This is a genomic window from Thermostichus sp. MS-CIW-30, assembly GCF_054058015.1.
Map to the genome: position 1 here is coordinate 1 of NZ_JBSRZW010000026.1, position 19,164 is coordinate 19,164.

Sequence of the window (19,164 nt, forward strand, 5' to 3'; positions counted from 1 at the left end):
TCGGGCCTGTTTTGTTCTCTGGTAGAGCAGAGCAGGCTCAGGGCTACTGAAAGCCCGCTCCGTACCGCTTTAGCGGTCGGAGTCGGGTAGTTTACTCGGAGATGCTGCTGTTGCCCTCCAATTCTGCTGATTTGTCCGACCGGCTCTCCAACCCCGTTCACGTAAGCGGGCCGGAGGCCCCAGGCTCTGCCGCCTAGTACCCTCAGCTTCGGTTGCTGCTTTTGCTGTTCAAATCCCTATGGCAGAACCCCAACGGCTACAGAAGCTCTTGGCTCAGCAGGGATTGGCCTCGCGTCGCCAGGTGGAAGCCTGGATCCTGGCCGGGCGCGTTCGGGTCAATGGGAAGGTGGTCACTGAGCTGGGCTCCAAAGCCGACCCAGAGCGGGATTGCATCGAGGTGAATGGGCAAGTGATCCCTTTGGCCAAGGATCCGGCGCGCTATGTTTTGCTCCTGCACAAGCCAGTGGGGGTTTTGTCAACCTGTGCAGATCCTTGGGGACGCAAGACGGTGCTGGATCTGCTCCCCCCATCTTGGAAACGGCAAACCCGCCTCTACCCGGTGGGCCGGCTGGATGCGGACAGCAGTGGCGCTTTGCTGCTCACCAATGATGGCGACTTGACCTTGAAGCTGACCCATCCGCGCTATCATCTGCCCAAAACCTACCGGGTACAGGTACAAGGGCATCCGAGTCAGGCCACTCTGCAACATTGGCGAGACGGAGTAGACTTAGAGGGGTACACCACTCTGCCGGCGGAGGTGGAGTTTTGTCCTGCCCCGGATTTCCGGCAAAGGGAGCATCCCAATTGCTCCTGGCTGAGGGTGGTGTTGTTTGAGGGACGCAACCGGCAAATTCGGCGGGTGGCGGAGCGTCTTGGGCATCCGGTGCTCAGCTTACATCGGGAAGCCATTGGCCCACTGGGCTTGGGCAACCTGAAAGCAGGCCAGTTCCGCCAGTTGGATCCCCATGAGCTCCAAGCTTTGCTGGCCCCTCTCACCGGGCACAGCAGCTCATCCTCGCAAGGACTCCGTCCCGCTTACGCGATCGGGAAGCGCCCTCTAAGGCCTCCGGCCCGCTCACGCGATTAGCTCGTCAGAGCCTCTAACTGAGTGCAAACTCTCACAGTAGCCTCCTTTCTTCCGCAGGTGGCCAAATGATGCAAGAGCCAGCACACTCTTTAGAAGCCCTGGGATCCCTGTTGCGGCAAACACGGGAGGCACGGGGACTGACGTTGACAGAAGTAGCTAACGATACCTTCATTCGCTGCCAATATCTGCAGGCGCTGGAGGAAGCTGACTTGAGCCGGTTACCGGAGCCGGTGTATGTGCAAGGGTTTCTCAAGCGCTATGCCGACTATTTGGGGTTGGATGGCGAAACCCTCTCCCGGCGTGCTTCTCCGCTTTTATCGGCCAAAACGCCCCACGCGCCAGCTCCTCTTGCCGTTGTCGGCCAGCAACCTACCTTTGCCCTGCGTCCTCTCCACCTTTGGGCTGCTTATGTGGTGCTGATTGTGCTGACGGTGGGGGGATTGTCGGCTCTTTTGGAAGGCACAGGCAATCCCTTTGGGCGTTGGCTGGTGAGCCTGTCAACGGTCAGTCGGGAGGGATCCGGCCAGCAACCGCCTGCTGCCAACTCCCCGGATCCCACTCTGTCGGCAGCTCAGCCCACGGCCCGCCAACTGTTTCCCACCCTCGACCAATGGACGCGCATTCAGGGCGTCTTCCCCGAGGTCTTGGAAGCTCACTCAGGGGGGGCGGGGCGCAAGCCGGTGCGTCTGGATATTCGCGTTGTGGAGCGCCCTTCCTGGTTGCGGGTCATCGCCGATGGGCAAACGGTTTTTGAGGCCACCTTACAGCCAGGGGCCGAGTTGAATTGGGAAGCGGAGCAGTCAATCGTGTTGCGTACCGGCAATGCGGGCGGTGTGTTGGTGACCTTTAACGACCGGGAGCTTGGAGTGATGGGCCGATTTGGGGAAGTGAAAGAGCTGATGTTCGAGCCGGGGTTGGATATTCAGTCGCTGCAGTAGGAACCCAGCCAAATGATCATCCCGTTGCGCTTGGCGTTATCGGCGGCAGAGTAGGAGCAATCTCCCACCCTTGGGAGCCAAGCTGCTGCAGCAGGTGCCGGACTTTGTCGATGTCTTTATCGCCTGGCCGACGTTCCACACCACTGGAGAGGTCGATGCCGCTTGGCTGAAGGTGGCTGAGTGCCTGCAGAACATTGTCCGGGTTCAGCCCACCAGCCAGTAGCCAAGGCAAGGGCAGGGAGCGGTGGGCAAGTTCTGACCAATTCAGAGTTCGCCCCGTTCCACCCGCCTGTTGGGGGTGATAAGCATCCAAAAGCAGCATCTCCACACAGTCTCGGTAGAGATGGGCTACTTCCAGATCCGCCGGCTGGCGAATGCGCAGGGCTTTGATGCGGCGGATCCCGGGAAGCCATTTCCCCAATTGCTGACAATCCTGCGGGGATTCTTGGCCATGCAACTGGACAGCCGTGAGGCCCACCGTTTCCACCCAGGCGGCGATGGCGCGGGGATCCTGATCCAGAAAGACCCCTACTTTTTCCACGTGGTCGGGCAGGGATCCCACCCAACGAGCCATTTCCGAGAGGGGCAAATAGCGGGGTGTATTGGGCACCGCGATGAACCCAAGGGCACTCACCCCCAGCGCGGCGATGGCCTCCGCCTGATCCTGACGGGTGATGCCGCAGATTTTGACAAACAACCGGCCCATTGGGAGCACCACCAAAACAATTGGCTGCTGGTTCTTGGATGGTTCTGAGAGCGCTGATACATCTACTTTTGTTCAGGGCGCATTTGCAGAGGATCCGGCTGTTCCGGGTGAAGCTTGTTGATCCGGCGCACCATTTGCCACAGCCGTCCGAAGTTGCGCTGGTTGAAGTGCATCACCAGCCGTGGCAGATGGGCAATATCTTCCTCGGCTTCCTCCGGCAAAGCCCCAGTTTGCTCGATCCGGCCCGAATCGAGAATGTCGGCAAACTCTTCGTTTAAAATCTCTAGGGCTTCCGGTGAAAGTTTGGTGTTCAAGCGCAAAACCAGGAGCTCTCGCACGTAGCGATTGCTGTGAAAGACGCGATAAAAATCGACAATCTGCTGACAGGCATCTTCCACGTCGTCGGTTAGGGTGTAGAGGAAGAGATCTTCTGGGCTGATCAAGCCGCGACCAAGCAGGTGCTCCCGCACGTATTCGTCCCATTCTTTCCAGTAGCAGCCACCTGTTCTGTCCACCAGCACCAAGGGCATGAGCTTGGTTTTGCCGGTTTGCATCAGGGTTAGGCATTCAAAGGCTTCATCCTGAGTGCCGAAACCGCCGGGAAAAAGCACCAGCGCGTCGGTTTCTTTAACAAAAAAGAGCTTGCGCGAAAAGAAATACTTGAAGTTGATGACCCGATCGCTGGCAGCAATAACGGGATTGGCCATTTGCTCAAAGGGAAGCTGGATATTGAGCCCAAAAGAGTTTTCCAGCCCTGCCCCTCGGTTGCCGGCTTCCATAATGCCGCCGCCGCCCCCCGTCATCACCATGAATCCCCGTTGACTGATGCAGTAGGCGAACAACTGGGCCTGGCGATATTCGGGACTTTCTGGCCCCAGTCGTGCCGACCCGAAAACGGTGATCTTGCGTTGGTGGGCATAGTTTTGGAAGGCGGCAAACCCCTGCTCCAGATCCTCAAGAGTAGCCGCCAAGATCTTGGCATCTAAACGGCTCAGCTCCAGGGATCCCATGCGCTGCAGCGACTGCAAAATACGCAGCCAGGCCGTCCGGTTGGGGTGATGCTCCAACTGCTTTAGGCGGGTCTCAGCGTTGGAAAAAACCTCTCGCAGAAGGGAAGAAACAGAATCGGTCAAGCTGGGATCCTAAAGTTCTCTGGAATTACTTTAATCAGTTCTCGGCACAAAATGGCAGCCGGGTTCTAATCCAGAACCCAAAAGTTACATTCTGAAACACCCAAGGCATAGCCCTCAGGCTTCGGCAGGTGTGTCGAAGTGCTTTTCCAAAATCGTGGTTAGAGTTGCCTTGGGTACGGCGCCGACCACCACATCCACTTTCTGGCCGCCCTTGAACAACATCAGGGTGGGAATGCTGCGAATACCGTACTGGCTGGCAGTTTGAGGGTTCTCGTCGGTGTTGATTTTTACAACCTTAACTTTGCCAACATACTGCTCAGCTATCTCCTGAACCACAGGAGCCACCATCCGACAGGGGCCACACCAAGGTGCCCAAAAATCAACCAGAACTGGAATATCGCTGCGCAGCACCTCTGCCTCAAAGGTGGCATCAGCGATATCTATTGCTGCAGACATGCCTGGATAACTCCTGAAACAACACCTGTCACGGTCTCTGATCTTAGCACAGCCCCCAGGCTGCTGGTGACCTCAGCCTGTTCCATTGCTACTACACGGAGCGTTCGCCAAAGGAACTGTCCCTTGGGATCCCGGCCTGAGACCTTCGCTCAGCCAACCGCAGCGCTAGGCAGTTTGGGGACGGCACCGAAAGCATCTGAGCCGTGCTGAAGCAGGCTTCTACGGCATCCATCAAAAGATTTGTCTTGGCAAGGTTCCCGGGATAGTTGAGTGCGTCATGACCAGGCTGCTCCTATCCTATATGGTCACTTTGATTCAAACTAGGACACTGCACCCACACCTAAAACCTTGGTCGCGTCTTCGCGTCAGCGTTGCGGAGCAATAGCGTTGCGGAGCAATAATGCAAAGGGCTAGAAAGCTTTTCTCAGTAGCCTAGGCGTCTCACCCTAACCTGAAACGACTGTAGTCATTTTAACGAGGAATGAAACTGTTCCATTGGAAGAGGGGTTGAGGATAGTTGTGGAAGCGACGCGGAGTAGTTGGGAAGTGTCTCAGCCTAACTTGAAATGACCATGATCAAGGCATAAACCTTTGTCTAGGTGGTCATGTATGGAACTCCCTTTGAATAAAAGCCAATCTATACCAACCGATCTGGCCAGCTTGGCCTTGGCGAGCCGGGATCCCTCAGACGGCCTTCAGACAAACACCATCGGCTTATGACGGATTTTCTCGAAAGCAGCCGCATCAAAACGGTAGAGGGTTGCCGGTCTGCCTGTTCCTTGGGAACTTTTCTGGCCGGTATCTTGCAAGATACCCAGTTTCAGTAGGCGGGCGCGAAAATTGGAGTAGTCGGAGAACCCCTCGCCCAAAACGGTGCCGTAGAGCTGATAGACCTCCCCTAGCGTGAAGGTGGCGGGCAAAATGTCAAAGGCAATCGGGCTGTACTCCAACTTGGCGCAGAGGCGACGGCGGGCATAGCGGCAAATCTCTTCGTGGTCAAAGGCCAAGGGGGGAATTTGGTCGGCGGGATACCAGGCAATGCCCTCCACTCCGTCTGCCAGCAATTCAGCATCCTGGAACCGCACCAGGGCAAAGTAGCTGACCGACAGGTAGCGCACTCCATAGCCATCCTCGGCCTCGCGGGGATCCCGCTCCGGCCCCCCGAAGGTGTAGAGCTGCTCCAGATAGAGGTTTTTAACACGAATTTTCTCCGCCAAGATGCGGTAGGCCGCTGCTTCTAGGGATTCTGAGCGCCGCACCAGTGTTCCTGGCAGGGCCCAGCAACCGCGGAAGGGATCCTCCCGCCGCCGCACCAGCAGCACCAGGAGGCGATTCTGCTCAGTGTCGATGGAGAAAATGACCGCATCCACGCCCACCCGGAACTCCGCCAAGGCGATCCGGTTCTCCGATGGGCCTGCCACGATGCGGGATCCCTGCATAGCTTGGCACTGAATCCTGATACATTCACGCTGAACTCTCCTGAACATGGTTCAGGAAAGAAGCGATCGCATCCTGCCTATCTCTGTTCGCGTCAGCGGGACGGAGTCCAAACAGGAAGGCGGTATCCCGCAAAGCCCTGAGGAATACCCCCCGAGCGCTTTCCCCCTTCACTTCCCGGCAACCGTTGCGGTGGACTCAAGGATCAGGGGGAAACTTGGTCTACTATATCCCTCTCAATGACTTTTGCCAAACCGCCTAAAGCTCAGTAAATTCAGCAAAGTTCAGGGTTTTGGGGGTTAGAGGCATGCTCCACCAACAGCCTACCCAGTTTGTCCCTCCAGAGGGAGCTACCAGCCTGGACCACCGTCTTGCCAGTCTAAGCCCTATCTGGGGCGAAGGCTTTCGTGTCGCGGGGAAGATGGGTTGCTAAAGGTGTGCAAAAGAACCCCGACTCAGGCAACACTTTTACTTTTTGCGCGATTTGGCTCTTTTTCAGCCACGGAGGACCCCTCAGCGAGGGGGAACAGCCGACCTTGCCCAACAGCAATGTGAACCCGCGCGCCCACAGGCAGGGCTTCCCGGGCTAGGGCGTGCAATTCTTTGCCGGCTGCTGTGATCAGGGAATAGCGGTACTCTCGCCCCAAAAACTGTCGATCCCGAATGACAATGCCGCCCTGAGGATCAGGATGCAAATGCAACTCCTCCTGTCGAACCATCAACTCTGCGCAGCGCAAGCTGGGGTCGGGCTGATCCCTCAAAGCCTGGAATGGGATGTGCAGCAGCTCTTCAGCCTGCCAACCAAACTCCCGCCGCTCACAGCGCAGAAAGTTGGCCTGGGTAATAAACTCTGCCACGAAGCGAGTAGCCGGCTCCCGGTAAACCTCCTCCGGGGATCCCCATTGCTCAATACGGCCTTCCCGCATCACCGCCACCCAGTCGGAGAGGCAGAGAGCCTCCTCTTGGTCGTGGGTGACAAAAATGGCCGAGGTCTGGGTTTGCTTGAGGATTTTGCGGATTTCTTCCCGCAGGTAGTAGCGCACCTGCACATCCAAATTGCTCAGCGGCTCATCCAACAGGATCAAGCTAGGCCTGGGGGCCAAAGCCCGCGCCAAAGCCACCCGCTGCTGCTGCCCGCCCGAAAGCTCGTGGGGATAACGATGGGTGTAGTCTTCCAGGCCCACCAACCGCAACACCTCGTAAGCGCGTTCCCGCGCCTGTTGGGCAGCGCCTCGCAACTCAGCTCGCAACTCAGTTGAGGGGGAGCGATTGCCACCCCCTGCCGCCGACGCAAACGGGGTAGTGGGTCGGAGGCCAAACATCACATTGGCCAACACGTTCAAGTGGGGAAACAGGGCAAAATCCTGAAACACCAGCCCCACTCCCCGTCGCTCCGGTGGGATCCACTGCCCCTCCCCAGCCACAACCTGCCCCCCCAGCAGGATCCGCCCGCTATCCGGCTGCTCAAATCCGGCAATGGTGCGCAATAAGGTGGTTTTCCCACAACCTGATGGGCCCACAATGCTGAGGATGTCTCCTTGGGGCAGGCGAAACTCGACTTCCCGCAAAACCAACTGCCGCTGGCCGGGAAACCCCTTGCTGATGCCCTCAAGCTGAAGGATGTAGGAGGGATCCTCCCGCGCGGCAGTGGGACTTGGAGAAAACAAGAACTCAGCCATGACGGTTTTTGTTGCAAAAGATTTTCACTATTTTTACCACACTACCATGTCCCCGGATCCCGTCCAACCGGATCGAGATCCAACAGCCAGCAGCCAGATCTTGAGCAGGACAGAATAAGGTTTCTACGCCTCGCCCTGATTCCAAGCGAAGCAGCGGAAAATCAGTGTTAAACTTAGTTAGCGAAGTTTCTCAGGCCTGGGCGGCGCTTGCTTGTGTGGCGCACGCCAGAGGCTTGTTGTAAATGAGTTTTGAGACAAAGTTTCCCGAACGTGCTCTGATTACAGGGGCCAGTCGAGGGATCGGCAGAGCTGTAGCCCTAGCCCTAGCCCGACAAGGGATAGCAGTAGCTCTGGTGGCCCGTTCCCAACCTGATCTGCTGGCGGTGCAAGCCCAAATCCAAGCCCAGGGCGGCAAGGCAGCGGTTTTTCCCATGGACTTGGCCGACTTAGCAGCTCTGCCCCAGCAGTTGCAGGCTCTCCTGGATCGATTTGGCGTCTGCGATGTCTTGGTCAATAATGCGGGCATGGCCCACGTTGGCCCTTTGGCCACCTTACCTTTGTCGGATTGGCAGCGAGTGATCGACTTGAACTTGACGGCAGCTTTTCTGTGCGCCCAAGCCGTACTTCCCGGAATGCGCCGGCAGCGCTTCGGCACGATTGTCAACGTCATCTCGATTGCGGGCAAGCGAGCTTTTCCCAACTGGGGAGCTTACTGTGCCAGCAAGTTCGGCCTAATGGGCTTTTCTCAAGCTTTGGCCGAAGAGGAGCGACAGCATGGCATTCGGGTCACCAGCCTGTGCCCTGGTGCCGTGGACACGTCCCTCTGGGATACGGGCACGGTAGGGGTCAACTTCGACCGTTCCAAAATGCTCTCGCCGGAATGGGTAGCCGATTTGATTACCTACATTGTTCGGTTGCCCACAGGTGCGGTGGTGGAAGATCTCACCTTCATGCCTGCGGTGGGAGCCTTTTAGACCTGGCTGGTTTGGGGTTGCCCGTGACTTGGGAGGGTTTTGGCTATCGCAGCCTTTGACTGGATGCCACCTGAGCTGAGTTGCATGCACCGAGTTCTCTTAGCCTTTCGTTAACCAAGGAATATCCTGCTATGACCCTTGCGAAACCCGGATCTGGCTCGCAATCTCGAATGGATGACAAAGCCCATTTCAAGTCTCGGGTGATTCGAGATCGAGCCACTTTTGCGGAAGAAGAATTGGGTAGCTCGGATGTCTCAGATCCGGCTATGGTGGCGGCGGTGGAGACGCTGCTGCGGGGGATCGGGGAGGATCCCCAACGGGAGGGGCTGCGAAAAACCCCGGAACGAGTGGTTGCGGCTTTGAAGTTTTTGACCAGTGGGTATCGGCAGTCTTTGGAGGAGCTACTGAACAGTGCCATCTTTGATGAGGGCCATGACGAGATGGTGCTGTTGCGGGATGTGTCTCTGTTTAGCCTGTGCGAGCACCATCTGCTGCCCTTTATCGGCAAAGCCCATGTGGCCTACATCCCCAGGCAAAAGGTGGTGGGCCTAAGCAAAATTGCCCGTATCGTCGAGATGTACTCCCGCCGCCTGCAGGTTCAGGAACGCCTGACACGGCAAATTGCTGAGGCCTTGATGGAGGTGCTGGATCCCTACGGGGTGGGGGTGGTTATCGAGGCTACCCACATGTGCATGGTGATGCGGGGGGTACAAAAGGCCGGCTCCTGGACGGTCACCAGCTCGATGGTGGGGGTGTTTCAGGAGGATCCCCGTACCCGTGAGGAGTTTTTGAGTCTCATTCGCCATCCGTCCAATTTTTAGGGAGCTTCCCGGAGCTTTGCCGGTGAGTGGGTTAAGCCTCTGCTCAGGCTGGGAATACTAGCCTAAGATTGACTCAAACCCTGCCAGAAGCGAGGCTTGTCATGAGCGAGGTCAGCCCCGAAAACCAGTTTCCCACCGATTTGGACTCCAATTGGCAGCCCCCGGCTCCGCCGGTCATGCAGCGTCCGCCTCGTCCGGCTGCTCAAACGCCCCCGGTGGAGCCCCCAACGCAACTGGATCCGGTGCTGGGTTCAGCTTCCCAAGGGATGGGATCCCGGCCTGTCAACGCCAAAAGCCCCCCCAACCCCATTCTGGGTCGGCCCCTTCCGCCTGGTGTGGCTGTCGCTCCCCCTCAGGTGCCTGTGCCTGTGCCCGATCCTGTCGCTCCCCCTCGAATGCCCCCGCCCACTCCGGCTCCGGCTGCTGCTGCTCGGCCTCCAGTGTCGCCGCCCAGCCCCAATCCTGCCGCTCCGCCTTTTGCGCCACCAGCTCGCCCAACGGCTGCCGGTCGGATCCCGGTGGCTCCAGCTACTCCTGCGGGCCTGACCCTGCGCCAACTGGTGCAGGAAGCCTATGACAAAGGCTACTCCGATATTCATTTGGGGGTGGGGGAAGTGCCTCGCTTTCGGGATCGGGGGCAAATGCTTTTGACCAACTACCCGGTCACCACCACCGAGATGTTCTATGGCTGGCTGCGGGAAAGCCTGCCGGAGAGCCAAATTCGCCAGTTTGAGGAATGTTTGGAACTGGATACTGCCATCCAGTACGAGGGTTTGGTGCGTTGTCGGGTCAACTGCTTTGTTTCCCTTCTTGGCCCGGCTATGGTGATGCGTCTGATCCCGTTGAAAATTTTGACGCTGGAGCAGTTGCGGGCGCCGGAAGTGCTAAAGCGCATTGCCGAAGAGCACAAAGGCTTGGTTTTGGTGACCGGCCCCACCGGATCCGGTAAGTCCACGACCTTGGCGGCGATGGTGGACTACATCAATTCCAACTTTCCCAAACACATCATTTCCATTGAGGATCCCATCGAGTTCGTCCACCAGAGCAAGAAATCGATGGTGCGGCAGCGGGAGGTCGGGATCCACACCCTGGAATTTGCCAATGCCCTGAAAGCCTCTCTGCGGGAAGATCCGGACATCATCCTGATTGGGGAGATGCGGGATCGAGAGACAGTGGATATTGCCCTGAAGGCCGGCCAGACGGGCCACTTGGTCTTTGGAACCCTGCACACCAACAGCGCCGTCCGCACCATCGAGCGTCTGCTGGGGATTTACAAGCCGGAGGAACAGGAGCCGATGCGCCTGCAACTGGCAGAAACCCTGGTGGCGATCATCGCTCAAACCTTAGTGCGCACCACCGATGGCAAGCGAGCTGCGGCCCACGAGATCATGCGCAACACCGATGCCATTCGGGACTACATCAAGCGGGGGGCGGTGGATGAAATTGAGGAGCTGATCGCCGATGGCTCCTATGAGGGCATGTGTACGATGAATCAATCCCTGTTTAGGCTTTACCAAGAGGGGCGGATTACCGAAGAGGTGTGTCTGGAGGCTGCCCCACGCCGCAATGAGATGGCCCAATGGCTGCGAGGCCGGATCTAGGGCCAGTCTCGAGATGGAGTCACGCCAAAGTGCTTGAGGGAAGGTTTGCCCTATCCTAAACTGGGAGCAGCCGGCGGCGCTGGCTTGCCGAGCTACCTGCTCATCTCTTGGGCCGACCTTGGGCTGGGGGGATGGGTTGCGAATTGATGAACCGAATTGAAAGCAAGTTAGAAAACAGGAGAATCCCTACCGTGAGCGTGATCAACCAGATCATCGAGACCGCGGATGACCAGCTGCGTTACCTCTCAGTTAGCGAACTGGAAGCCATCAGGAATTACATGACCACCGGCGAGAGGCGCTTGCAAATCGCTCAGGTGTTAGCAGAAAACAAAAAGCGCATCATTGACCAGGCCCAGAAGCAGCTATTCGCCAAGCGGCCCGAGTACGTGCAACCCGGTGGCAATGCCTACGGTGACAAGCGCTACAACCAATGTTTGCGAGATTACGACTGGTATCTGCGTCTGGTGACCTATGGCATTATTGCCGGCAGCAAAGAGCCGATTGAGTCCATCGGCCTGATAGGGGTGCGGGAAATGTACAATGCCCTCAACGTACCCATCGCCGGCATGATCGATGCGATTGTCTTTTTGAAGGAAGCTGCCCTCAGCTTGTTGGAGCCGGCAGCAGCCGCTGAAGCCGCCCCTTACTTTGACTACATCATCAATGCCATGAGCTAGGGCAGTTAGCCGGGGATCTCCAGGGATCCCAAGGCAGCCCGGGCATGTACGGCCACCTGTTCTTGGGAATCCTGGGCCAGCCGGGTCAGTCCGGCGCGAGCGGCTTCTGTTCCCAACTTGGCCAGGGCAATGCAGACGCGGTAGCGCAGTTGCCAGTCGTCAGAATCGATGAGGGGATCCAGGTAGGGGATGGCCCGCGGATCCCCCAGATCGCCCAAGGCAGCGGCAGCGGCTGTGGTGATCAGCTCGCTCTTGTCCTGCAAAGCTTCCACCAGAGTGTCGAAGGCGGCAGGGTTCCCCAGCTCTCCCAGGGCAGCGATGATGCTAAACCGTACCAGCCACTCCGTTTCTCGCCGATAAGCTTCCAGGAGATCGGCCAGGGCCTGTGGCTGCTTGAGATCCCCCAGGGCAGCGGCGGCAGCAGCCCGCACATCGAACTCCGGATCCTCTCGCAAAGAGCGCTGCAAAATAGGCAACAGTAGGTTCGGATCGACGCCAGACAGGGTGCCCATCTGGCTGATGGCAGCATAACGGACGCGGGCATTCTCGTCGTGAATCGCTCGCTGCAGCAATGTCAGGGCTTCTGGCCCAGGCAGTTCTCTGGCTTTGTTGACAGCGCGCAGCCGATTTCCCAAGTCTTGTGAGTTCAACAGCTCCAGCAAAGCGGGCAGTGCCGGAGGATCCCCAGAGGTTGTTGTCATATCCCATTCTCTCCATAACCCTCCTCGGCCATAGCGAGGGAGGAAAAGCCGATGTTATTATCTTGAAGCAGTGCATCCAGTCCCTTGATCTTATGGCCTTATTGCAACAAGAGAAGCAGCAGATCATTGAGAGCTATCGACTGCACGACACCGACACCGGTTCTGCCGAGGTTCAGGTGGCTCTGCTCACCAGTCGCATCAACCAGCTCTCTCAGCACCTTCAGAGAAACCCGAAGGATTTCAACTCCCGCCGCGGCCTGCTGATGATGATCGGTCGTCGCAAGCGTTTGCTCAACTACATCGCCAAGCATTCTCCTGACCGCTTCCGGGAGCTGGCCGAACGGCTGAACATCCGGGTGAAAAAGTAGGCAGCCCATCCAAAACGCTATCGGAGATCTGTCTTCGTGGGCAAATCCAGCCGCCAGTCCAAAACCTTTCGCCGTCGCTCCCCCTCCGCCTCTGTTGAGGTGGAGAAGAAGCCGGCCAAGAAGGAGCCTGTTGCCGTGATTCCCCCTGAGGTCAGCCGGCGGATGGTGCGGCGGATTCTGGTGTTTTCTGGGATCCCTTCGGGGCTAGGTCTGAGCAGCTTTTTTGTGAATTACTATCTCTTGACCAACCACGTGGTTCCTCTGCCCCCTTACTTCACCTTGGCGGAGTCGCTGACCTTGTTTGGCCTTGGTTTTTTGGGCATTAGCTACGGTGTGTTCTCAGCTTCCTGGGATCCCGAGCCGGGATCCCTGCTGGGAATTGGAGAATTCCGGCGCAATTTGGGCAACATCATCCAACAGTGGCGGGAATCTGCTGCTCGATCTTCTGAATCTTCTGACTCTAGGGAAGCCTAACTGCTCTCCCGTCGCCTTTTCCAGGCCGGTTGCTGCCTACAATCAAGAGGGATCCAAGTCCATTCTGGCGGCAGCGGCTACCCCCAGTTCTCCAGCATGAAAATAGCCTACTTCGACTGTGCGGCGGGCATTGCCGGCGATATGTGTCTAGGAGCCCTGCTGGATTGCGGGGTGCCTTTGGAGTACCTCAACCGTCAGCTCCAGGCGTTGGGCATCGAGGGGGAATATGGCTTGCAGGTGAGCCGGGTGCAGCGGTGTGGGCAGCCTGCTCTGCAAGCTGTGGTAGAGGTACTAGGATCCCAGAGTGGGGGATCCCTTGCTCGGCATTGGGCAGAGATTCAGGCTTTGATCGCGGGATCCCAGCTTTCCCCAGCCATTAAGGCCCGCAGCTTGGCGGTGTTTGAAAAGTTGGCGCAGGCAGAAGCAAAAGTCCATCAAGTGCCCGTGGAAAAAGTGCACTTTCACGAAGTGGGGGCAGTGGATGCTTTGGTGGATATTGTCGGCACTTGCATCGGCCTGGATTGGCTGCAGGTGGAGCGGGTGTTGTCATCCCCCCATCCTATTGGGGGCGGCTGGGTGAGCACAGAGCATGGCAAATTGGCCGTGCCGGTGCCGGCGGTGATCGAGTTGTGGGAAATGGGCCGCGTGCCGGTGTTCAGCAACGGGGTGGAAGCCGAGCTGGTGACCCCCACAGGAGCAGCCTTGGCTGTGGCGTTGGCGGAAGAGTTTGGCCCCTGTCCGCCGATGCGGGTGGAAAAAGTGGGGCGTGGGGCCGGTGCCCAAGAGCTGCCCATTCCCAACGTGTTTCGTCTCTGGATCGGGGAAGCCGATGGGGGAGAGCTAACGGAAACGGTATCGGTGTTGCAAACCCAAATCGACGATCTCAACCCCCAAGTGATTGCCTACACCTGCGAGCAGTTGTTGGCCCTGGGGGCCTGGGACGTGTTTACCCAGCCGATCACCATGAAACAGGGGCGGCCGGGGATCCTGCTCACCGTTATCTGTCCGCCGGATCGGGTGCCGGAGTGTCAAGATCTCATCTTCCGGGAGACCACCACCCTGGGCATTCGCCACTTCCAACAGCAGCGCACCCTGCTGGAGCGGGTTATCGAGCGGGTGGAAACCCCTTACGGCCTGGTAGACATCAAAGTGGCCCGCCACCATGGCCGCATCGTCAACGCTCAGCCGGAGTTTCGCGACTGTGTGGCCCGCGCCCAGGAGTTTCACGTGCCGGTTCAGACGGTGTGGCTGGCGGCCCAATCGGCTTGGCAAAACCGGTTGCAAGGTTGAAGAGACACTGGCTTTAAGCAAGGGGTGTGTGGGTGAGCAAGACCCAGAACCAAGACGGTTTGGATGGGACAAGGGGGATCCGCGTTTCACCCCCAATGAATCCGCTCCTGTTGAACACAGATTGGCACCCATGGCCTGCTAGCCTGGGAGATGTCGATCTTGCTCTCTCCGCCGACCACGACAATGGAATCCCAAGCCTCTCAATTTAACTTTGACCGCAAACTGTGGGATCGGTTTATCACCGTGGCCCAGCCCTACTTTTACCCCAGAGTGCGCTATGGGGGCTGGATCTTTTTGGGCTTGCTGGCAGCGGCCATGGTGTTTGTGGTTGCCCTGATGTTCTTTGTGGAGATTGGGGTAACTTTGGTCGGTCAGGCCCTGTTCCCAGAGTTTTTTACCAATGTGGCAGCCGGATTGGTGGCCCAAACGGAGAGAAACTTGTCCTCGCCGGTGCTGTGGGTAGCCGCGATCAGCTTGGCTTTGAGCAGCCTTTGTTTTGGGGCAGTGTGGCGGCAGCTTCGCCAGCGCTGGTTGCAGTGGGCGCTGCTCACCTTTTTGCTGTTTCTGTCGCTGACGGTAAACCGGCTGAACGTGATGATTAGCTTTATCTTTCGATTTATCGACACAGCTCTGCAGCAAAAAGAAGAGCCCACTTTCTGGCAGTTTTTGATTATTTATGGAGTGCTGATTATCTCAGCTATTCCCATTTTGGTGATCTACCGCTACACTCGCCTCAAGCTAGGGCTGTTTTGGCGAGAATGGCTGACCGATCATTTTCTGGATCGCTACTTCAATCAGCGGGCTTACTACGAGCTGGATTCCAACGCCGCCAACACCGAAATCGACAACCCCGACCAGCGTATATCAGAGGATGTCCGCTCCTTTACCGGCACCACCCTTTCCTTCCTGTTGGACATTCTCGACTCGATTCTCACCCTCTATGCCTTCACCGGCATTCTCTATGGCATTTCTCGTCCGTTGGCGTTGGGGCTGGTGGTCTATGCCACTATCGGTACTGCCATCGCCATTTTGGCCGGTCGCAAGCTGATCAAAATTAACTTCGATCAACTGCGCTACGAAGCCGATTTCCGCTACAGCTTGGTGCATGTGCGCGACAACGCCGAGTCCATCGCCTTTTACCAGGGAGAGGATCAAGAACTCAGGCAAATTTTGCATCGCTTTGGTGCGGCCTTGCGCAATTTTAATTTGCTGATCATCTGGCAGGCCATCATCGATATTTTCCAATACGCCTACAACTATTTCACCCGCATTGTGCCCTATGTCATCGTCGCCCCCCTTTACTTCAGCGGCGTGCGAGATTTCGGCACCATTACCCAAGCCACCATTGCCTTCAGCCAGGTGTTGAGCGCCCTCTCCATTGTGGCCAACCAGATTCAAAGCATTTCCAGTTTTGCCGCCGGGATCAACCGCTTAGGCTCCTTTCACGAGTCTCTGGAAGATCCGGCGCTGCGCCACACCGGCGCTCGGGAAAGCAACATTCAAACTCGCATTGCCCAGCAATTGGCGCTAAACCACGTCACTTTGCTCACCCCCAATTCAGAACGAACCCTGGTGCGGGATCTCTCCTTCGCCTTGGAAGCCGGCCAGCGGCTTTTGATTGTCGGTGTTAGCGGCAGCGGCAAAAGTTCCCTGTTGCGGGCCATTGCCGGCCTATGGACCAACGGCCAGGGATCCATCGCCCGCCCAGATACTCAGGAGATGCTCTTTTTGCCCCAGAAACCCTATATGCTGCTGGGATCCCTGCGGGATCAACTGCTCTATCCCAAACGCCGCCGAGACCTCACCGATGAAGATCTCATCCGAGTCTTGGCCCAGGTGAACCTGGGAGACTTGCCGGAGCGGGTGGGCGGCTTTGATGTGGAGAAAGACTGGGCCAGCACTCTCTCCCTAGGGGAACAGCAGCGCCTTGCCTTTGCCCGCATTTTGATCACCCAGCCCCGCTACGCCATTTTGGACGAGGCCACCAGCGCCCTGGATGTGGCCAACGAAAAACTGCTCTACCTGCAGCTGCAACACCTGAACACCACCTACATCAGCGTTGGGCATCGTCCCACCCTCCTGGCCTACCACGACCTGGTTTTGGAGCTGCAGGGGAATTGTGCCTGGCAACTGTGGTCGGTGCAGGAGTACGGTGCCCGCCTAGCCCTGGCCAGCTAGCAGCGCCGACATCTCCAGCTGACTCAAATAACAAGTTTTGCGGGTTTGGAACAAAACCCGGATAAGAGGCTGACTTTTCCAACTGGACGCTCTTCAAAGGAGGTGATAGCCTGTTATTCACAAGTATTCCGACCGGTTTACTGGAGATTATCAATGCCCCCCATGATCCCATCCGAGGCCAAGCGTTCCAAGGTGGAGCAGATCAAGGCAGACAGCCACTTTCTACGGGATCCCCTTCAGCAGGAGCTGGCCCAAGACACCACCCACTTCAGCGAAGCAGCGGTGCAGGTGCTGAAGTTTCACGGGGCTTACCAGCAGGACGACCGGGATCGGCGGCAGCAGCGAAAGCAGGAGGGGCTGGAGCGGGCCTATTCGATGATGTTGCGCACCCGCATCCCCGGGGGACACGTGCCCCCCCAGCTTTACTTGACCCTGGATCGGCTGGCCGATGAGTACGGCAATGGCACCCTGCGAGCCACAACGCGGCAGACGTTTCAGCTACACGGGATCCTCAAGAAAAACCTCAAGGCCACCATAGCCAGCATTCTCAAGCAGATGGGATCCACCCTGGCCGCCTGCGGCGATGTCAACCGCAACGTAATGGCACCGGTGGCCCCCTACAAAAATCGCCCTGCCTATCGCTATGCCCAAGAGTATGCCCGCAAGCTGGCGGATCTGTTGGCTCCAAAAACCTCTGCCTACTACGAGATCTGGGTGGATGGGGAGCCGGTTCCCATCCCACCGGTGGATGAGGAAGTGGTGGAAGCAGAGCAGTTTGTCGGCAACGGGGTGCGCCTGGAGGGGCCAGAACCTCTGTATGGCCCCGTCTATTTGCCCCGCAAGTTCAAGACAGCCATCACCGTAGCTGGGGAAAACACGGTAGATGTGTACTCCCAGGACCTGGGCTTGATTGTGCTCACCGACCGCAAGGGCAACCTCAAGGGCTTCAACATCGTGGTGGGTGGGGGCATGGGGCGTACCCACGGCAAGGAAGAAACCCAGCCCCTTTTGGCCCAAAAGCTCTGCTTTGCCCCTCCGGAGGCGGTGTATCGGGTTTGCCAAGCGGTTTTGGCCGTGCAGCGAGACTACGGCAACCGGCACGACCGCAAGCAGGCGCGGTTGAAATACTTGGTGAGAGACTGGGGAATCCGCAAGTTTCGCCGCGTTGTCGAGGAGTATGTGGGGGAAAAATTGCCCCGGTTTCGCCCCCTACCCAAGTTTGTTCCCAACAGCGACGACTACCTGGGCTGGCACGAGCAGGGGGATGGCCGTTGGTTTTTGGGCATCTCCATTGAAAATGGGCGCATCCAGGACACCCCAGAGCGACAGCTCAAAACGGCGCTGCGCCGGATTGTGGAAGCCTTTTCTCTGCACGTGCGGCTGACCCCCACTCAGGATTTACTTTTCATCGACATTGCGGAGCAGCAGCGGGAGGCCATCAACCAGATCCTCAAGTCCCACGGGGTGCTTTCCAAGGAAGAGATCCCTCAACTGGTGCGGCTGTCGATGGCCTGTCCGGCGCTGCCCACTTGCGGCTTGGCTATTACTGAGTCGGAGCGAGCTTTGCCAGGGCTGGTGCGCCAGTTGGATCAACTGTTGCAGGAGCTGGATCTGCAGGATTCGCCCTTTTTGGTGCGCATGACCGGCTGCCCCAACGGCTGTGCCCGACCCTACTTGGCGGAACTGGGATTGGTGGGATCCGCCCCCGATGGCTACTACCAGATTTGGCTGGGAGCCAGCCCGCAGGGGGATCGCCTGGCGCAAGTGTTTCAGGAGCGGGTACACATTAGCCAGATCGTGCCGCTGATGAGAGTTCTCCTGCAGGCCTACAAGCAGGAGCGCCGTCCTGGCGAGAGCTTCGGCGACTACTGCCACCGGATGGGGATCCCCTATTTGCAGGCCCAAGTTCAGCAAAGGGATGGCGTTTTTGCCTGAAGGGATCCCTCAAAAACGAGACCAAGCCTGTAGCCATTCCCGGAGCGCTTCCAGCCATCCAAGCGGTTCAGGCTTGGTTGCTTCTGGAGCTTGCTCCTCGCCAGTCGGCAAGCTGACGGGGTTGGGATGCACCCTGTAGACTCGGATGGGTTTGGCGTTGGGAACGGGTTTCACCGAAAGAGGCTCCACCTGCAGGAGTTGCCCTTCCACGGCTCGATACACAGCTGCCGAGATGAGCAACCGGGAGCTCTGTTCCTCAGACTGTTCCCCCCCTTGCGAAACATCCTCAACCGACTCCAGCCAGGTGGCAACATTGACCGACTTGCCAAAGGCAGACAGCCGCTGCGGATCTTGGGGATCGAGGGGCAGCAAAAGGACTGGGCCGTAGTGGATCCCGATGGCAAGCTTGACCTGCGGGTAGGAGAGTTGCCGCAAACACCTGTTCAACTCCACCACCGACTGCCCAAGCGCCAACCCCGCCTGCAGCGCCTGCTGTATGGCCAGCTCGGGTTGTTTTAAGCCAAACAAAGCCAGACTTCTCAGCCCGCTCTGGTTGGCCAGTACTCCCCCATATTGCTGCACCAAGGCCCCCATTTGGGCGAAGTAGCGACCCAAGGTGTAGACAACATCGTAGGGAAAGTTCTCCTCGTCGAAGTTGGCCGTCCCCCGCAGGGAAGCGCTGAGAATGGCGGCGGTAAACTACCCGACA

Annotated in this window: 17 protein-coding genes and 2 pseudogenes; 12 read left to right on the forward strand and 7 right to left on the reverse strand. The window is 57.9% G+C overall.

Features of this window, described 5'->3' with window-relative positions:
- Window positions 1-238 precede the first annotated feature (238 nt).
- From ACVWXW_RS11075 to ACVWXW_RS11085, 3 genes and pseudogenes are all read left to right on the forward strand, one after another.
- Window positions 239-1,087, forward strand: a complete 849-nt coding sequence (locus ACVWXW_RS11075; RefSeq protein WP_414399675.1) for a pseudouridine synthase — start codon at window positions 239-241, stop codon at window positions 1,085-1,087.
- Window positions 1,088-1,155: 68 nt separating this feature from the next.
- Window positions 1,156-1,365: pseudogene (locus ACVWXW_RS11080) on the forward strand (helix-turn-helix domain-containing protein); the annotation flags it as partial.
- On the forward strand, window positions 1,363-2,025 hold the full coding sequence (locus ACVWXW_RS11085) for a DUF4115 domain-containing protein (protein ID WP_457403879.1): 663 nt from the start codon (window positions 1,363-1,365) through the stop codon (window positions 2,023-2,025). The pseudogene ACVWXW_RS11080 and the gene ACVWXW_RS11085, both read left to right, overlap by 3 nt.
- 16 nt (window positions 2,026-2,041) lie before the next feature.
- Here ACVWXW_RS11085 and ACVWXW_RS11090 read toward each other — a convergent pair whose 3' ends face one another.
- From ACVWXW_RS11090 to ACVWXW_RS11110, 5 genes are all read right to left on the reverse strand, one after another.
- Complete coding sequence (locus ACVWXW_RS11090; protein WP_457403855.1) at window positions 2,042-2,731, reverse strand: phosphoribosylanthranilate isomerase; 690 nt, start codon at window positions 2,729-2,731, stop codon at window positions 2,042-2,044.
- Window positions 2,732-2,793: 62 nt separating this feature from the next.
- On the reverse strand, window positions 2,794-3,864 hold the full coding sequence (locus tag ACVWXW_RS11095; protein ID WP_457403856.1) for an LOG family protein: 1,071 nt from the start codon (window positions 3,862-3,864) through the stop codon (window positions 2,794-2,796).
- Between the two features lie 114 nt (window positions 3,865-3,978).
- Window positions 3,979-4,320, reverse strand: coding sequence for a thioredoxin (gene trxA / locus ACVWXW_RS11100; RefSeq protein WP_011431863.1), 342 nt, complete (start codon window positions 4,318-4,320; stop codon window positions 3,979-3,981).
- Window positions 4,321-5,015: 695 nt separating this feature from the next.
- Window positions 5,016-5,759 (reverse strand): NUDIX hydrolase, encoded by a 744-nt coding sequence (locus ACVWXW_RS11105; RefSeq protein WP_414406347.1) that lies wholly within the window; start codon window positions 5,757-5,759, stop codon window positions 5,016-5,018.
- Window positions 5,760-6,212: 453 nt separating this feature from the next.
- On the reverse strand, window positions 6,213-7,436 hold the full coding sequence (locus ACVWXW_RS11110) for an ABC transporter ATP-binding protein (RefSeq protein ID WP_457384699.1): 1,224 nt from the start codon (window positions 7,434-7,436) through the stop codon (window positions 6,213-6,215).
- A 242-nt stretch (window positions 7,437-7,678) separates the two neighbouring features.
- On the opposite strand from ACVWXW_RS11110, the gene ACVWXW_RS11115 reads away from it, so the two are divergent.
- The 4 genes and pseudogenes from ACVWXW_RS11115 (at window position 7,679) to apcD (ending at window position 11,509) form a co-directional block, all read left to right on the forward strand.
- On the forward strand, window positions 7,679-8,410 hold the full coding sequence (locus ACVWXW_RS11115; protein WP_457394784.1) for an SDR family oxidoreductase: 732 nt from the start codon (window positions 7,679-7,681) through the stop codon (window positions 8,408-8,410).
- 251 nt (window positions 8,411-8,661) lie between these two features.
- Window positions 8,662-9,231 (forward strand): annotated as a pseudogene (folE, locus tag ACVWXW_RS11120) (GTP cyclohydrolase I FolE); the annotation flags it as partial.
- Window positions 9,232-9,497: 266 nt separating this feature from the next.
- Window positions 9,498-10,832: a type IV pilus twitching motility protein PilT gene (locus tag ACVWXW_RS11125; RefSeq protein ID WP_457403881.1), complete on the forward strand. Its 1,335-nt coding sequence runs from the start codon at window positions 9,498-9,500 to the stop codon at window positions 10,830-10,832.
- Between the two features lie 191 nt (window positions 10,833-11,023).
- Entirely contained in the window at window positions 11,024-11,509 is a 486-nt protein-coding gene (gene apcD, locus ACVWXW_RS11130) for an allophycocyanin subunit alpha-B (RefSeq protein ID WP_011431857.1), read from the forward strand.
- Window positions 11,510-11,514: 5 nt separating this feature from the next.
- Here the strand turns inward: apcD and ACVWXW_RS11135 are convergent, their stop codons facing one another.
- Window positions 11,515-12,210, reverse strand: a complete 696-nt coding sequence (locus ACVWXW_RS11135; RefSeq protein WP_457393256.1) for a HEAT repeat domain-containing protein — start codon at window positions 12,208-12,210, stop codon at window positions 11,515-11,517.
- A gap of 92 nt (window positions 12,211-12,302) precedes the next feature.
- Here ACVWXW_RS11135 and rpsO point away from each other — a divergent pair, with 92 nt between their 5' ends.
- The 5 genes from rpsO to ACVWXW_RS11160 all read left to right on the forward strand — a co-directional run bounded on the left by rpsO (window position 12,303) and on the right by ACVWXW_RS11160 (window position 18,455).
- Window positions 12,303-12,578: a 30S ribosomal protein S15 gene (gene rpsO / locus ACVWXW_RS11140; protein WP_011431855.1), complete on the forward strand. Its 276-nt coding sequence runs from the start codon at window positions 12,303-12,305 to the stop codon at window positions 12,576-12,578.
- A 36-nt stretch (window positions 12,579-12,614) separates the two neighbouring features.
- Window positions 12,615-13,052, forward strand: a complete 438-nt coding sequence (locus ACVWXW_RS11145) for a photosystem II biosynthesis protein (RefSeq protein ID WP_414408022.1) — start codon at window positions 12,615-12,617, stop codon at window positions 13,050-13,052.
- 96 nt (window positions 13,053-13,148) lie between these two features.
- Window positions 13,149-14,342 (forward strand): nickel pincer cofactor biosynthesis protein LarC, encoded by a 1,194-nt coding sequence (larC, locus tag ACVWXW_RS11150; RefSeq protein ID WP_457403857.1) that lies wholly within the window; start codon window positions 13,149-13,151, stop codon window positions 14,340-14,342.
- A gap of 150 nt (window positions 14,343-14,492) precedes the next feature.
- Window positions 14,493-16,520: an ABC transporter ATP-binding protein/permease gene (locus ACVWXW_RS11155; RefSeq protein ID WP_457403859.1), complete on the forward strand. Its 2,028-nt coding sequence runs from the start codon at window positions 14,493-14,495 to the stop codon at window positions 16,518-16,520.
- 153 nt (window positions 16,521-16,673) lie between these two features.
- The gene (locus tag ACVWXW_RS11160; protein WP_457403860.1) at window positions 16,674-18,455 is read left to right on the forward strand and encodes an NADPH-dependent assimilatory sulfite reductase hemoprotein subunit; all 1,782 of its coding nucleotides are present in this window, start codon (window positions 16,674-16,676) and stop codon (window positions 18,453-18,455) included.
- A gap of 9 nt (window positions 18,456-18,464) precedes the next feature.
- On the opposite strand, the gene ACVWXW_RS11165 is transcribed toward ACVWXW_RS11160, so the two are convergent.
- Window positions 18,465-19,142, reverse strand: a complete 678-nt coding sequence (locus ACVWXW_RS11165; protein ID WP_457403883.1) for an adenylate/guanylate cyclase domain-containing protein — start codon at window positions 19,140-19,142, stop codon at window positions 18,465-18,467.
- Between the last annotated feature and the right edge of the window lie 22 nt (window positions 19,143-19,164).